The organism is Acetobacter okinawensis (assembly GCF_002153655.1).
GTDB lineage: Bacteria > Pseudomonadota > Alphaproteobacteria > Acetobacterales > Acetobacteraceae > Acetobacter > Acetobacter okinawensis_A.
Genome location: NZ_JOPJ01000006.1, coordinates 186,933 through 200,627 on the forward strand (window position 1 = coordinate 186,933; position 13,695 = coordinate 200,627).

The 13,695-nt window shown below is 58.6% G+C and carries 11 protein-coding genes; 4 read left to right on the forward strand and 7 right to left on the reverse strand.

Features of this window, described 5'->3' with window-relative positions; all coding sequences use genetic code 11:
• Positions 1-18: 18 nt before the first annotated feature.
• The 4 genes from HK26_RS03640 to HK26_RS03655 all read right to left on the reverse strand — a co-directional run bounded on the left by HK26_RS03640 (position 19) and on the right by HK26_RS03655 (position 6,431).
• Positions 19-2,349 (reverse strand): LPS-assembly protein LptD, encoded by a 2,331-nt coding sequence (locus HK26_RS03640; RefSeq protein WP_086638723.1) that lies wholly within the window; start codon positions 2,347-2,349, stop codon positions 19-21.
• A gap of 6 nt (positions 2,350-2,355) precedes the next feature.
• Positions 2,356-3,468, reverse strand: a complete 1,113-nt coding sequence (lptG, locus tag HK26_RS03645; protein ID WP_086638509.1) for an LPS export ABC transporter permease LptG — start codon at positions 3,466-3,468, stop codon at positions 2,356-2,358.
• A gap of 16 nt (positions 3,469-3,484) precedes the next feature.
• Positions 3,485-4,633, reverse strand: a complete 1,149-nt coding sequence (gene lptF / locus HK26_RS03650) for an LPS export ABC transporter permease LptF (protein ID WP_374188211.1) — start codon at positions 4,631-4,633, stop codon at positions 3,485-3,487.
• A 91-nt stretch (positions 4,634-4,724) separates the two neighbouring features.
• Positions 4,725-6,431, reverse strand: coding sequence for a hypothetical protein (locus tag HK26_RS03655; RefSeq protein ID WP_086638510.1), 1,707 nt, complete (start codon positions 6,429-6,431; stop codon positions 4,725-4,727).
• Positions 6,432-7,048: 617 nt separating this feature from the next.
• Here HK26_RS03655 and HK26_RS03660 point away from each other — a divergent pair.
• Both HK26_RS03660 and HK26_RS03665 read left to right on the forward strand, forming a co-directional pair.
• Positions 7,049-8,881, forward strand: a complete 1,833-nt coding sequence (locus tag HK26_RS03660; protein ID WP_086638511.1) for an ABC transporter ATP-binding protein — start codon at positions 7,049-7,051, stop codon at positions 8,879-8,881.
• The gene (locus HK26_RS03665) at positions 8,878-9,570 is read left to right on the forward strand and encodes a GntR family transcriptional regulator (protein ID WP_086638512.1); all 693 of its coding nucleotides are present in this window, start codon (positions 8,878-8,880) and stop codon (positions 9,568-9,570) included. Before HK26_RS03660 ends, HK26_RS03665 begins: the two co-directional genes overlap by 4 nt.
• A 106-nt stretch (positions 9,571-9,676) precedes the next feature.
• On the opposite strand, the gene minE is transcribed toward HK26_RS03665, so the two are convergent.
• The 3 genes from minE to minC form a co-directional block, all read right to left on the reverse strand.
• On the reverse strand, positions 9,677-9,961 hold the full coding sequence (gene minE / locus HK26_RS03670) for a cell division topological specificity factor MinE (RefSeq protein WP_025827173.1): 285 nt from the start codon (positions 9,959-9,961) through the stop codon (positions 9,677-9,679).
• Positions 9,958-10,773 carry a septum site-determining protein MinD gene (gene minD / locus HK26_RS03675; RefSeq protein ID WP_025827171.1) on the reverse strand — a complete coding sequence of 272 codons (816 nt, stop codon included), beginning with the start codon at positions 10,771-10,773 and terminating at the stop codon, positions 9,958-9,960. Before minD ends, minE begins: the two co-directional genes overlap by 4 nt.
• 148 nt (positions 10,774-10,921) lie before the next feature.
• A complete protein-coding gene (gene minC / locus HK26_RS03680) occupies positions 10,922-11,617 on the reverse strand; it encodes a septum site-determining protein MinC (protein WP_180539297.1) in 696 nt (231 codons plus the stop codon).
• A 187-nt stretch (positions 11,618-11,804) separates the two neighbouring features.
• Here minC and HK26_RS03685 point away from each other — a divergent pair, with 187 nt between their 5' ends.
• Both HK26_RS03685 and HK26_RS03690 read left to right on the forward strand, forming a co-directional pair.
• A complete protein-coding gene (locus HK26_RS03685; RefSeq protein WP_025827166.1) occupies positions 11,805-12,473 on the forward strand; it encodes a glutathione S-transferase family protein in 669 nt (222 codons plus the stop codon).
• Between the two features lie 28 nt (positions 12,474-12,501).
• Positions 12,502-13,680 carry a BaiN/RdsA family NAD(P)/FAD-dependent oxidoreductase gene (locus HK26_RS03690; protein WP_086638514.1) on the forward strand — a complete coding sequence of 393 codons (1,179 nt, stop codon included), beginning with the start codon at positions 12,502-12,504 and terminating at the stop codon, positions 13,678-13,680.
• Positions 13,681-13,695: the final 15 nt, after the last annotated feature.

Here is a 13,695-nt window from a genome sequence, read left to right on the forward strand (position 1 = left end):
CTATTTTTGAAGCAGTTCTTACTTGAGACCAAAAGCCCCCAGCGTTTTAAGGCTTACCGTGACAAGGTAGGTCGAGTTACGCTGCTGCCCGCCAACGTACGTGTATTGCTTGAGGTACATGATGTCGATGCCAAAGCAGTCGTTGCTGTACCCCACATCCCCCCCGACCGAGACAAAGGTCTTGCGTGACAGACTGCGCCGCGAAAAGGCGGAGGCATACCAGTTCCGCCAGTCCACCGAGGCGCCGCCGCTGAGCTCACTGGTTTGCTGCGTGTAGAGCTGGGTAGGGGAATAGGCGCGGTAATTGGTGGCAAAGTAATAATACGGGGTAACGGGTTCATAGACATAACCACCACGAATATGGAAATGCGGCACACCAGCACTGAAAAGCGCATCACCAAAATTGATTTTGGTTGTGTGCGGGTCCAGCCGCATGCGGGCGGTAAAGTCAAAATACTGGGTGGGAATAAAGCGCGCCCGTGCCACAATGTCGGAAGCATGGTGGTCAAGCCCCGAGTTGGGGACCCTGTCGCGGGTGATGTGTTCTTGAAAACTTTCCCCCGCCAGCAGGTCCACGACATGGCCGTCCCATGTCCAGTTGGCGTGAATGCCTACGTTGCCGCGCAACCCGCCATCCAGCCGGTCAGTGCCCTGATAGCGGTTGAGGGAAAAGAGCGTGCTATCGGTAAATTCGTAAGCCAGACTGTCTTCATTCGGGATCAGATCATTGACCCCTGCACCGGTGTTGGGGGCATAAATACCCTGCACAATCGGTTCGATCAGTTGCGTACCCCGACCGTGCATAAAGCTTCGCACAAACGGCCAGTTGGTTTTAAGGGCAATGGTCGGTAGTACCTGCCCGCTGACCACCGTATGCATCGCATTGTAGTAGGTTGGCTGCTGGTAGAGCTTGTTGGCGCGGTAAATCATTGAATCCAGCCGCAGGGTCAGCAGGAACTGCTGGCCCATTTTGGTATGGAAGGGTCGGTTCCAGTTAAGCTGGAGCTCCCCGCGCTGGTCGGAAACCCCATTGTCACGCCTGAGGTTGAAGTCTGTTGTGTCCACACTCAGCCGACCGCCCAGAATATCGGGCTGTCCGGTAAAGCTGTAGGTGTAACGGGGCAGAACAAAAGGCAGGTCCGTATTGTGGATAACGCCCTGGTTCAGGCCCTGATAGTACTGCGCGTCCAGGCGGCTGTAAGCGCCAGTGCCAAAACCTTCAAGATAAGCGTTGGAGGCAAGCACGTCCGACCCGTAACCCGGCACACGGTAGTCGCGCATGTAGTTGGCGGAGCTTGCAAGCTGGATGTTGGCCCCACCGCGCCAGTACCGGTTGATGGAGAAGTCACCGCTGGCAAAAATATGGCCCTGCAAACCGTGGCTGGTGCTCCCGCTGTCTACGGGCTGGCCAAAGTTGTTGGTGTAGTTCTGGCCGCGCAGGGTGTCATAGGCAACGCCTCCGCGGATGTTCAACTGGCCAAAGTTCAGGCGGTTGCGGTAAAGGCCGGTGATCTGCGGTGCCGTCCGGGTGGCAAACAGCCCCTGCACGCTCAGGTCAGACTGTTCGTTGATGACCCAGTAATAGGGGATTGTAATATAGGTGCCCAGGTAGCGGTCATGCGGGGTGATGCCGGGCATGAGAAAACCGCTGCGCCGTTTGGCCGAAGGGTCCGTCATGGAAAAATAGGGGAAGTAAATGACCGGGATACCCAGAATATCCAGATAGGCGTCACGGAAATCTATCTTCTGGTGTTCAACGTCCTGCGTCGCGTTAAAGGCACGGAACTGCCAGAAGGGGGGCCGAGTTTTATCTTTTTCACAGATTTCGCAGGCGGTGTAGACGACGCGGCTCAGCTCATTGATCTTGCCGCCAGTGCGGCGCATGCCATTGGCTGCCAGCTTGGCGTTGTCCGGCATGGTGGAGTTGACATGGAGCATGATGCCATCCTTCATGCCGCCTGTCAGTTCAGCATAATGGGCATAAACGACCGATCCGTCGGGTTGGACAGTTGCCACATTGCCCCGTGCGGCAATAACGCCCGTATCCCTGTCATAGACAATTTTGTCGGCCCGCATGACATGGTCGCCCTGCCAGACCTGTACGTTACCTGTCCATGTTACGGTATGCTCGACATCGTTGTAATCGACCTTGTCGGCCTGAAAGGTTGCCGGATCATCGGGGGAGGATGAGCGACCCGTATTGATGTGCATGGTCTGGGGTCTGAACTGGGCAAACGCCACCTTGGGTTGGCTGACCACCAGACATGCCGCAACGCTCCCCAGCGCAGTTGCTGCGCTAAGGGCGGAGCGGCGGTGCAGCAAGGTGCTGCAAAAAGGCCGGAGCGCCAGGATCAATCAGCCATCCTCCAGATGAAGAAGTAGTGCAACAGCAAGGCAGAGCCCGGCAAGGGTGGGCGCCCAGGCAGCCAGAATGGGGGGGAGTGCTCCTGACTTTCCAAACTGCTCGGCGACTTTGGATATGGTGAAAAGCAGAAAACCCGCCATAACGCCAGACCCAACCATTTTGGCGACCCCACCCCGGCGCGACGGACGCATGGAAAAGCCGGCGGAAACCAGCGCCATGGTGCCTGCCAGTATGGGCAGCGCCAGAAGGGACTGAAAGTGAATACGGTGGCGTATGGACGAAAAACCCGAATGTTCCAACAGTCTTATAAAGCCGGGTAATGTCCAGACAGAAAATGCGTCGGGTGATGCAAAACTTTCCTGCACCCGTTCAAAGGTCAGGGTTGTTGGCAGCACGAGCGTGCCAACGGGTTGCAGAATGCTGTTTGGCTTGGCAACGGTTGCATGATGCAACATCCACGCATGGGTTTTGAGAAAGCCATCCGGAGATTCGATTCGCATAATCAGCCGATTTTCATGGTCCAGCCTGAAAACACTGACATTGCGGATGTGGAGTTGCCCGTCTTCTACTTTCACATCCCCCGCGTGCAGCATGGCCACGCCATGGGGGTCATATTGGGTATCTGCCTGCCGGAGCCATAGGGCGCCGCCAAAAAGGCTGAGTGGCCCTCCATCGGAGCGCAGGTACTGTTGGTCCAACTCCTCCGCGCGGTGGTACATGGCGGAGGAGAGGGGGGAGATCAGGCAGGTTGCAATTGTGCCAATAAGAATGGCGCAGGCAAGGGGGGCTGCAAGGAACTGCCAGGCAGAAATACCCGCCGCACGGGCGACAATCAGCTCGGATGAGCGGGTCAGGCGCCAGAAGCACACAATCCCCCCCAGCAAAATGCCAAAAGGCAGGATTTCCATAGTAAAATAGGGAATGTGCAGCCCTGCGATTTCGGTCACAATATTGGTGGACACATTGGGCCGGGTAGCAACCCGGCGGACCAGATCAATAAAGTCGAACAGGCAGACAACCCCTGTGAGCGAGGCGATCATGGCCAGTACAGACAGGACGAACTGCCGCGCAATATAGCGCGAGAGGGTCATGGCAATACTCATGCGGGCGTGCGTCCTCTCATGCCTGTTGGCGCAAGCGCAGGAGTATTTTTATTTCTGGCGCGAACAGCAGGTACGAGCAGACCAGCCCCGGCAGAATGGCCAGTAGGGGAATAAGGGGAATAAGGCTGACATTGCGGCCAGCCAGATTTTGCACCAGCAGCGTAAGGGCCAGCAGCCCCACAACACTCAATATGGCCACAAGCGGGCGTGTGATGCCGCCATGGCGGGAGAACCCCCCGCTCAGCACGGCAAACAGGCCGACCATGGCAAAAGAGAAGCATGTCAGCGGTGATGTCAGCCTACGCCAGCCTTCTACAATGAACTTTCCCCTGTCGCGCGCAGCCACTTCATCCGGGTCGGGGGAGAGTAGCTCGCTTACCGACATTTCGGCCGAATCACGGGCACGCTGGCTTTCCTGATGTGCAGTTGCAAGGTCCATGGTATCCTGTTGGAACACAAGCATGTTCAACCGGCCTGTTTTGCGGTCAATGACCTGCCGTGAGCCATCATAAAGCACGACGCGCGGAATATCATCGACGGTAATCATATTGCCATGGTTTGCCAGAATTGTGGCGTGGCTGTCTGGCTGCCGGTCATCTTCTACCATAATCCCCCATAAAATCCCGTTCTGGTCGCGCGAGCGGATGTACACGGTCATGGTGTCGGAGACTTTGGTAAAAACACCTTCTTGCAGCATGAAGGCCGCCATTTTGTTCCGTATCTGGAGCTCATACTGGCGGAATGCGTGATAGGAGGAGGGGACAATCCACATATTCAGAACGAATACGGTCAATGCCGACAAAACTGCACAGATTAGCCCCGGCCGGGCCAGCGCAAGGGGGGAAAGACCGGAGGCCCGCATGACTGTCAGTTCACGGTCGCCTGCCAGCCGCAGGTAAATGAACAGGCAGACCGCAAAGGTTGTAATGGGCATGACAACCGCCACAAAGGACGGCACCAGCAGGCTGGTCAGGCTGATGAACACCCGCAGCGATAACCCCCGGTCCACGACCAGAGAGACAAAGTGGAGTGACTGCATCAGCCAGATAAGTGCCGCCAGCCCCCCCGTTGTGGCCACCAGTGCAATGAGCAGCTGGTGCAGCACATAACGGTCCAGCGTTATAAGGCGGCGCATGGGCCACAGGAGAGGGAAGCGGACAGTCATGGTTCGCTTATCTACCTCCGAGATGCCAGAGGCAACTGTTCCGTTTGTTATCCCGATGTAAAATAGGAATTACAAACGGTTTTAAGCCAGACTAGAACATCAGCATCACACCGCCGGATGCGGTATTGTCGCTTTCCTTCCCGCCGCCATGCGCGGCTGAGGAGGTATGGGAGTATTCCCCGATCACGGTCAGCCAGTCGGTCATCTGGTAGTACGCGGCCCCGACTTCGGACTGGTTGCGGCGCACCAGCCCTGCCGAGCCCAGAGCACTTTCCGCCGCCGTGTTCTCGCCCCCGGCAAGGTACAGGTTGCTTACCCCATAGCTGCCAACCAGACGGAATTTTTTGGTAATATGGTAAGCGCCCTGCACGTAGTAGCCTTCCGAGCTACGTTTGCGACCGTTGGCGGCAACGCCATCAAAGAACAGGCCGGTCGTACCCAGCCCGCTGCCCCGGTAGTAATAGGCAACACCTTCGAGTGGGCCGTAGGTGAGCTTGGTGCCAATATCGCCCGCTTCCACCATGGCGCCGTGGTGCTGGTCTTCGCCCAGCAGTGTGCTGCCATCGGGGCGCGTGCTGTTAAGCCCCTGCATGTGCTGGATCAGGAAGCTGGCCCAGATGTGGACCTGCAGGTCAGATACCGAAAAATCATACACGGCGCGGCCCTGCACCATGGGGGAGGAATGCTGGCTGGCACCTGCGGAATACTGGCTGGGCGTTTTGGCGGCAGTGGGGTTGGTGGCATCGGCATAGCCGAATTCATCCAGCGGCTGGAAAATACCCACAGACCCCTGAAAGCCCCCCAGCTTGGGTGAGGTATAGGAAATCTGCGGAATCCAGTCTGCGTACACATAGCCCACGCCAATACGACCAAGCGAGGTATTGCCCGGCGCGGAGTTGCTGCCTGTGGAGCCCACGCTCAGCAGGGTTGCGTCGTTCATGATCGCGTCGCTGGCGAACAGCGCCAGATCACGACCGATCTTGAATGTCCCCATGTCCTTGTTGCCAAACGTCATGTAAACCTGACGCAGGTCAATGCCTGCTGTGCCAAGCCCGACCGGGCTGCCACCAGAGTTGGCGTTAAAGGCGGCGGGTTTTGCGTTGTCCAGCCCCGGATACATGCCCAGCACGGCGGAAATATCCATCCCCTGCTGTACGGTGTTCATTTTCAGCACGAACCCGGCGGGGAGCAGCCCGTTCCGCACAGCCGATGAATCAAAACCCGACGAGCCGGAGGAAACACCACCCGCAATGGGGCGGCCGCCAGCAGGGCTGTTATAGGTGTAAAAACCGTTCACAAAACCGGAGAGGTTAATGTCAATGGGGCCAGCCTTGAAGGTCAGCCCTTTGCCCGGCACATATTTGGCGACACGGACAAAATTGCCGCTGTTCAGGGCGTTGGCGGCTTCCTGCGCGGAGCGGGCGCTGGCTTCTGCGCGGGTGGCGGCGTCCTCTGCGCGCAAGGAGACATCGTTTGCTTCCGCTCCCGCATCAAAGCGGATGCCCGGTTCATAGCCAGCCTGTGCACCATGCCCAGCATGGGCGACGGCGGTACGGGTGCCACTGGTGGCACCACGGACGGCGTGGGTTGCATGGGGTTCGGCTGCAAGGGCAGCATGGTGGACATGCTTGGCCAGCAGCGTGTCGTATTCATGCCGGGTCAGGCTGCCTTTGGCACGCAGGACATCCAGAAGATCCGCGTAATCATCCGCGTAGGCGGGGGCCCAGAGCAGATGCGGCATCCCGGCAACTGATGCCGCCATGACAGTAGCCAACAGTGCCTTTTTTCCCGACGCCATGATAATCTGTACTCCCTTGAATTCTTCTGTTCTCTGTGGAAGCCAAGGGTTGCTGTCGTCAATATGTGGATATGGGGGGCAAACCTGTGCACATACGCCCCCAGCTTTCGGCCATTTGCCGGGGTGGTTGGTGTATTGGAGCTGGTGGAGGGGGCGTGTGGTGTTTGTCTGTGTCGTGTATTCCGGTTGTTGATTTTAAAATAATTTAGTAATTTCAATACATTAAACGTGTTGTTGCCTGCGTGGTGGTGGCAAAATTCTGTGCAGGGCGCTGGTGTCTCAACGCGGGAGGAGCGATGCTGCGCAGGTGGGGCGTGTAAAAAACAGGGACAGCGTGGGTCCTTCAGGTTGCCAGTCATCACGTAGTTTTTATCGTTATAACAAAGAGTTCTGGTGCCCTGAAGGGGAGTGCAACGCAGCACGCATGCCCTTACACCCGGATTGACGGTGCGACATATCCGGCAAAAAGGGGGGATGTGCGCAGGGCCTATTGTGGGCGCAATGTTCCCTCATGTACAAACTTTGCTCTGGCAAGGCGGGGTATGCTGGCCCAGTATTGCCGCCCGCACAGATGTGTTGTGCGGGGCAGCAGAGCTTGGCGAATTTCAATACAGGGTATGTGCGTGGACGACCAACAGAACAAAGCCGTAGCGGACCAGCCTGTGGCCGCACATGTGACCGTACCCGACACGGAATTGCCCCGCTATGCGGGTAGCCCCGTACGCTTTTTGCTGCGGTACATGCGCGCCCGTCTGCTGGGGCATGCGCTGGTGTTTGGCGCCGTGACAGGGGCCATAAGCTGCATTGTGCTGTCCTCCTATGGTATTCGTCATCTGGTGGACCTGATGACCAGCCACACGGGCGCGTCCGCCGTATCTTCCGTATGGGCTGCCGTGGGGGTGCTGATCGGGCTGATCGTGGCGGACAACATATGCTGGCGTATTGCAGGCTGGTTTGCTGCACGCACGTTTGTCGCAGTTACGGGGGACATACGGCAGGACCTGTTCCGGTTCCTGACCGGGCATTCCCCCGCCTATTTTGCAGACCGTATGCCCGCATCCCTTGCCGCACGCATAGCAACGGCAGGCAATGTCAGTTTTACCATTGAAAACATGCTGGCCTGGAACGTGTTGCCCCCAAGCCTGAATGTTCTGCTCTCTGTTGTGCTTATGCTGTCGGTCAGTTTGACCATGGGTGGTGCGACCGTACTGCTGGCTGGCGGGTTGTGCCTGATTATGTTCCGCCTTGCACTCAGGGGGCGGCGCCTGCATGGGCATTACGCAGTGGCCGCCGCCGGGCTGGAGGGCGAGACACTGGACGTTATGGGCAATATTGCTCTGGTCCGCGCCTTTGGCATGCGCAACCGTGAGCGCCAGCGCTTTAACGCCCTGACCGAGCGCGAGATGGGGGAGCGGCTCAAGTCCTTGCGGTATATGGAGCAGCTACGCATGATCCATGCGGGCATGACTGCTGTGCTGACTGCTGGTCTGCTGGTCTGGGCGGTCCTACTGTGGCAGTGGCAGCAGGCCAGCGTGGGGCAGGTGGTCATGGTCATTACGCTTGGCTTTGCCATTCTGCACGGTACGCGCGACCTTGCCCTGGCGCTGGTGGAGACGATCCAGCACAATGCGCGCCTGTCCGAGGTGCTGTCCTCCCTTCTGGTCCCGCATGACATGCCTGACCCGCAGAGTGCGGCAGACCTGCCAAGCCCCGTGCGCGGCGATGTACGGTTTGGCGATGTGACCTTTGCCTACCCCGGTGGGGAGCCTGTTCTGGCGCATTTTAACCTGCACATTACCGCAGGCAGCCGCGTGGGGCTGGTTGGGCGTTCGGGCTCTGGCAAAAGCACGGTGCTGGCCCTGTTGCAGCGTATGCGCTTTGTGCAATCTGGTTCCGTACTCATAGACGGGCAGGACATCCGGGACCTGACGGATGACGCCCTGCGGGCCTGCCTGTCTGTTGTGCCGCAGGATGTCTCGCTCCTGCACCGTAGCGTTATGGAGAACATCCGCTATGGCCGCCCTGATGCCAGTGATGAGGCGGTAAGGGCTGCCGCGGCGGCTGCCGGGTGCGCCACGTTTATTGATGCACTGGCTGAAGGGTTTGAGACGATTGTAGGCGACCGGGGGGTCAAGCTTTCGGGCGGGCAGCGCCAGCGCATTGCCATTGCCCGTGCCTTTTTGCGCAATGCTCCCATTCTGGTGCTGGACGAGGCAACCAGCGCGCTGGATACCGAAAGCGAGGAGCACGTGCAGCGTGCCCTTGACCGGCTTATGGTCGGGCGCACGGTTATTGCCGTGGCGCACCGCCTGTCCACCTTACGAAATTTTGACAGAATCGTTGTTATGCAGGATGGCAGAATTGCTGAGGATGGCTCTCCTGCGCAACTTGAGCAGCAGAACGGTCTCTACAGCCAGTTTCTGAACAGGCAAATGGCACATGCGCAATGACAAATAATACAATAACCATACCAGCGCAGGGTGAAAACAGACCCGAGGGACGGGGCGCTCTGGCAGCGTACGCCTACCAGCAGATCCGTGACCAGCTTATCTATTGCCGTTATCAGGGTGGGGAGCGTCTTGTGCTCCGGCCGCTGGCGGCATCGCTGGGGTTAAGCCCGACCCCTGTGCGTGAGGCGTTGCTGCGCCTTGTCTCCGAGCAGGCACTGGTGCTGGATGAGCGGAATACGGCCTGCGTACCGCTGACCTCCCGTTCTGTGTTTTTGGATATTCATGGTGTGCGTGAAGTGCTTGAAGAGCGCGTGACCCGCGACCTGGCCACGCACATCACGTCCGAACAGATTGCTGTGCTGGAAGAAAAGCACAAAGCCTTTATTGCCGCTTACGCAGCGGGGGAGCCGCATGCAACTGCGGTGACCAATGTGTATTTTCATAGCACCGGGGCCAGTTTTTCCAGACTATCGGTGACTGTGGGGCTGATCCGGGGCTTGTGGGCACGCATGGGGCCGATTTATGCGGCGGCAAATGGCCTGCCCACAATCAGCCCCGCCAACCCGGACCACCCACACCTGCAATTGCTGGAGGCCTTCCGCGCGGGCGATGCGGATGCAGCGGTCAGGGCGTTGAAGAGAGACTTTATGCAGGCCAAGGAATGGCTGGAGCCCCTGCTGCCCAACTAGGGAGTACATAAAAAAACGCCCTGTTGCTGCCAGTATAAAATGGCGGCAACAGGGCGTTGGTTCCGGCCCACCCAGTGCCAAGGCGTGGGTGGCTGCTACGGAGCGTTTAGTCTTTTTTGGCGTTTTCTGCCCTGTCGGTCAGGCCGGGGACTTCAACGTCAATTTCCAGAACAGAGCACTGAGCGCCCCGGTCCATTTTGATCTGCACCTTGTCCTGATCGACCGCGACATGGCGTTTGATCACTTCCATAATCTCGCGGTGCAGCTTGGCGAGCAGATCGTCCTTGCCGTCCCCGACGGCAATCCGTTCGTGTGCAAGCAGAATCTGCAACCGGTCGCGGGCAACCGGTGCGGATGAGCGGCGCTTGAAGAGGCTGGAGAGGAATGTCATGCGACTCTCCGTTTAAACAGCCAGTCAAACAGACCCTTGCGTTCTGTGGGAATGGTGACTTCCACCTTCTCTCCCATCAGGCGGCGTGCGGCTTCGGTGTAAGCGCGGGCTGGCGCGCTTTCGGGTTCCGCAATGGTTACGGGCGCGCCCACGTTGGATGCCTTGAGCACATCCGGGCTTTCGGGGATAATGCCCAGCAGCGGGATGGACAGGATTTCCAGCACATCGTCCGTGCCCAGCATGTCCCCACGGGCGGCACGCTGTGGGTCGTAGCGGGTGATCAGGAGGAACTTCTCCATCTTCTCACCCGCCTTGGCTTTTTCCGTGGTGCTGTCGAGCATGCCGATAATACGGTCGCTGTCACGCACGGAGGAGACTTCGGGGTTGGTGACGATCACGGCCATGTCTGCATGGTGCATGGCCATTTGCGCGCCACGCTCAATGCCTGCGGGGCTGTCGCAGATCACCCAGTCGAACTTTTTGCTCAGGTCGGCAATGACCTTGGCCACACCTTCGGATGTCAGGGCATCCTTGTCGCGCGTTTGCGAGGCGGGGAGGAGGGAGAGGGTATCTACCCGCTTGTCCTTGATCAGGGCCTGAGCGAGGTTGGCGTCGCCTTGAATGACGTTGATAAGGTCGAACACCACGCGGCGCTCGGCACCCATGACAAGGTCGAGGTTACGCAGCCCAACGTCAAAATCGACCAGAACCACGCTCTGGCCCGCCTTGGCCAGCGCGGCCCCCAGAGCTGCGGTGGAGGTGGTCTTGCCGACACCCCCTTTGCCTGACGTGACGACCAGAACCTTTGCCATCAGTCTTCCTCTTCCTTTGTAAGCCGGTAAAGCCGTGTGCTTTATGCAACGGCGCAATCTGGCACAGACATTACAATCTGCACGGGAAAATGAAACTTATAATATGACATTCACACGGTTTTTGTCGGATGTTTTATGCAAACCCGCATCAGGGTAGGGGTTTGAATGCCAAAGTCTCCCCCGTGAGCAGAACCTGCGTGGGTTTGTCTGTGCATTTTGCATCCATTTCTTCCGCCGTGGCGTAGAATCCGTCAATGGCTACAAGCTCGGCGGCAAGGCTGCGTGTAAATATCCGTGCATCTGCATTGCCTCCGATCCCCGCAATGGCGCGCCCGCGCAGAGCGCCGTAAATATGCACGGAGCCGCCTGCCGTAACCTCAGCACCCGAAGACACGGCACCCAGAATAACCACATCGCCATCGGGCCATATGATATGTTGCCCCGAGCGCACGCTTTCCTCCACCACCAGTGTGGGGGGGAGTGTCGGGGTCATGTCATTTTCGGGGATGGTGACAGGGCCGGAGGCGCGGCCGCCCATCGGGCTTTCCGGCCACTCCCAGTTTGCAACGGCGGGCCAGGTTTTGTCCCCGCCTTCTATGCCCAGCACGCGTATGCCGCGTTCTTGCAGGGCGGGCAGCAGGTAGGGCAGGTCGGGTGTGCTGGCCTGCATCAGGCTAAGGTCGAGAATGACAGGTTTGCCCGCAAAAAAACCGGCAGCACGCTGGATCTGGTGGTCCAGTGCGGCCAGCCAGTCCGTGAGCGGTGCTTCCGGTGTCAGGGTCAGGGCCAGAAAGGAGCGCCCGGACATGCGGATGCGAGAAGGGGAGGAATGTGTGCCGGACAACGAACGGATGCTCTCTTCAAAATCAGGAACGCTGTGTAAGCGTGTAGAATAACAGGGTAGTATTGCAACAGAGAAGTTTGTGTTGCGTCTGGTTTTTGCCAACAGGAGGGGTATGTGCGGAAATTGATGGGCCTTGCCCGGTTTTCCCTCTGGCGTGGCTGCATGCAATGGCATAAAGCACTAGGGTATGCGTACCCTGTTCCATTTCCCCCTCTCTCCAGCCAGCCGGACGGTGCGTCTTGTGCTGGGCGAAAAACGCCTGCCGTTTGAAGCGATTGTTGAACGGACGTGGGAAAAACGTCCCGAATTCCTTGCCCTTAACCCTGCGGGGGATGTGCCCGTTCTGGTGGAAGATAACGGGCTGATCGTGCCGGATGTGCATGTGATCTGCGAATATCTGGAAGAGGCCTATGCCGATATTCCGCTCTTGGGCCGCACGCTGGCCGAGCGGGTGGAGGTGCGCAGGGTTGTGGCGTGGTTTGAAACCCTGTTCGCACGTGAAGTATCGGGCCGCTTTATTGATGAGCGGGCGATGAAGCGCCTGAGCGGGCGTGGCAACCCGGACGGTGGTGCGCTGCGCGAGGCTTATGCCGCCATGCGCCCGTTGATGAAATACGTGAACGATCTGGCCGAAAACCGGAACTGGCTAGGCGGGCATTTTTTGTCCCTGGCCGATTTTACGGCTGCGGCCCATCTGTCCTGCCTTGATTTTATTGGCGACATAGACTGGTCCAAGGTCCCTGCCGTGCGGGACTGGTACGCCAGAATGAAGTCACGCCCGTGCTTCCGCCCGCTGCTGAATGACCGCGTGTCCGGCATTACGCCGCCTGATTACTACACCAATCTGGATTTCTGATATTTTGATACCGAAAAATACCACGCCGATGTTTGATGTCCTTGTCATCGGCGGTGGGGCCGCCGGGTTGATGGCGGCGATAACAGCAGGCCAGCGTGGCCGCAGCGTGGCGGTTCTGGAGCATGGGCCGGAGGTCGGGCGTAAAATCCTTATTTCTGGTGGCGGGCGGTGTAACTTTACCAACCAGACCATGCGGGCGGACCGCTTTTTGTCTGCCAACCCGCATTTTGTAAAATCCGCCATCAGCCGCTACCAGCCATCCCATTTTCTGGACCTGCTGGCCAAGCACCGCATTGCATGGCACGAAAAAAAGCTGGGCCAGCTTTTTTGTGACAATTCCGCCCATGACATCGTGCATATGCTGCTTGATGAATGTGCAGCCGCACATGTGCGGGTCCTGACCGATGTGCGGGTTTACGATATTGGCAAATCCGACTTTTTCCGGGTCCAGACATCCCGGGGGGATATGACAGCCCGCGCCGTGGTGCTGGCAACGGGTGGTCTGTCCATACCCAAGCTGGGGGCCAGCCGCTTTGCGTATGAGATGGCGCGGCAGTTCGGCCTTACCGTTGTTCCACCCGAACCAGCCCTTGTGCCGCTGACCTTTGGTGGGGAGAGTGATGAATGGGTGCGCTCCCTTGCCGGGCTGTCGCTCCCCGTGCGGGTCACATGCGGTAAAGTAGCGTTTGATGAGGCCCTTTTGTTTACGCACAGGGGCATGTCTGGCCCCGCCTTGCTGCAAATTTCGTCTTACTGGTCTGCCGGGCAAACTCTGTCTGTGGACTTTCTGCCCGGTCAGGACCTTGCGGCTCTGTTGCTGAAGCTGAAAAAAGAAGGCTCCAAGGCAAAAGGGGCAGGCGCGCTTGCCCGCTGGCTCCCCCAGCGTCTGGCGCACGCCATGGTAGAGCTGGGCGCACCGGAGCGCACACTGGCCGAATGGGCTGACAGGGATATCCGGCTCATGGCCGAGCGGGTACACCGTATGCAGCTTAAACCACAGGGGACGGAGGGTTTTGCCAAAGCCGAGGTCACGCGTGGTGGGGTGGATACCAAAGGTCTGTCCTCCCGTACCATGGAGGCCACGTCCGTGCCGGGTCTGTATGTGGTGGGCGAGGCTGTGGACGTTACCGGCTGGCTGGGTGGCTACAACTTCCACTGGGCATGGGCCAGCGGCCATGCCGCGGGGGAAGTGGCCGGGGCGGAGTAGCCTTGCCACCCGCCT

Bases quoted from the DNA above. Each gene is read 5' to 3' on its own strand.
- lptG (WP_086638509.1), bottom strand. From the start codon at position 3,468: ATGAGTATTGCCATGACCCTCTCGCGCTATATTGCGCGGCAGTTCGTC.
- lptF (WP_374188211.1), bottom strand. From the start codon at position 4,633: ATGACTGTCCGCTTCCCTCTCCTGTGGCCCATGCGCCGCCTTATAACG.
- HK26_RS03655 (WP_086638510.1), bottom strand. From the start codon at position 6,431: ATGGCGTCGGGAAAAAAGGCACTGTTGGCTACTGTCATGGCGGCATCA.
- HK26_RS03660 (WP_086638511.1), top strand. From the start codon at position 7,049: ATGTGCGTGGACGACCAACAGAACAAAGCCGTAGCGGACCAGCCTGTG.
- HK26_RS03665 (WP_086638512.1), top strand. From the start codon at position 8,878: ATGACAAATAATACAATAACCATACCAGCGCAGGGTGAAAACAGACCC.
- minE (WP_025827173.1), bottom strand. From the start codon at position 9,961: ATGACATTCCTCTCCAGCCTCTTCAAGCGCCGCTCATCCGCACCGGTT.
- minD (WP_025827171.1), bottom strand. From the start codon at position 10,773: ATGGCAAAGGTTCTGGTCGTCACGTCAGGCAAAGGGGGTGTCGGCAAG.
- HK26_RS03685 (WP_025827166.1), top strand. From the start codon at position 11,805: ATGCGTACCCTGTTCCATTTCCCCCTCTCTCCAGCCAGCCGGACGGTG.
- HK26_RS03690 (WP_086638514.1), top strand. From the start codon at position 12,502: ATGTTTGATGTCCTTGTCATCGGCGGTGGGGCCGCCGGGTTGATGGCG.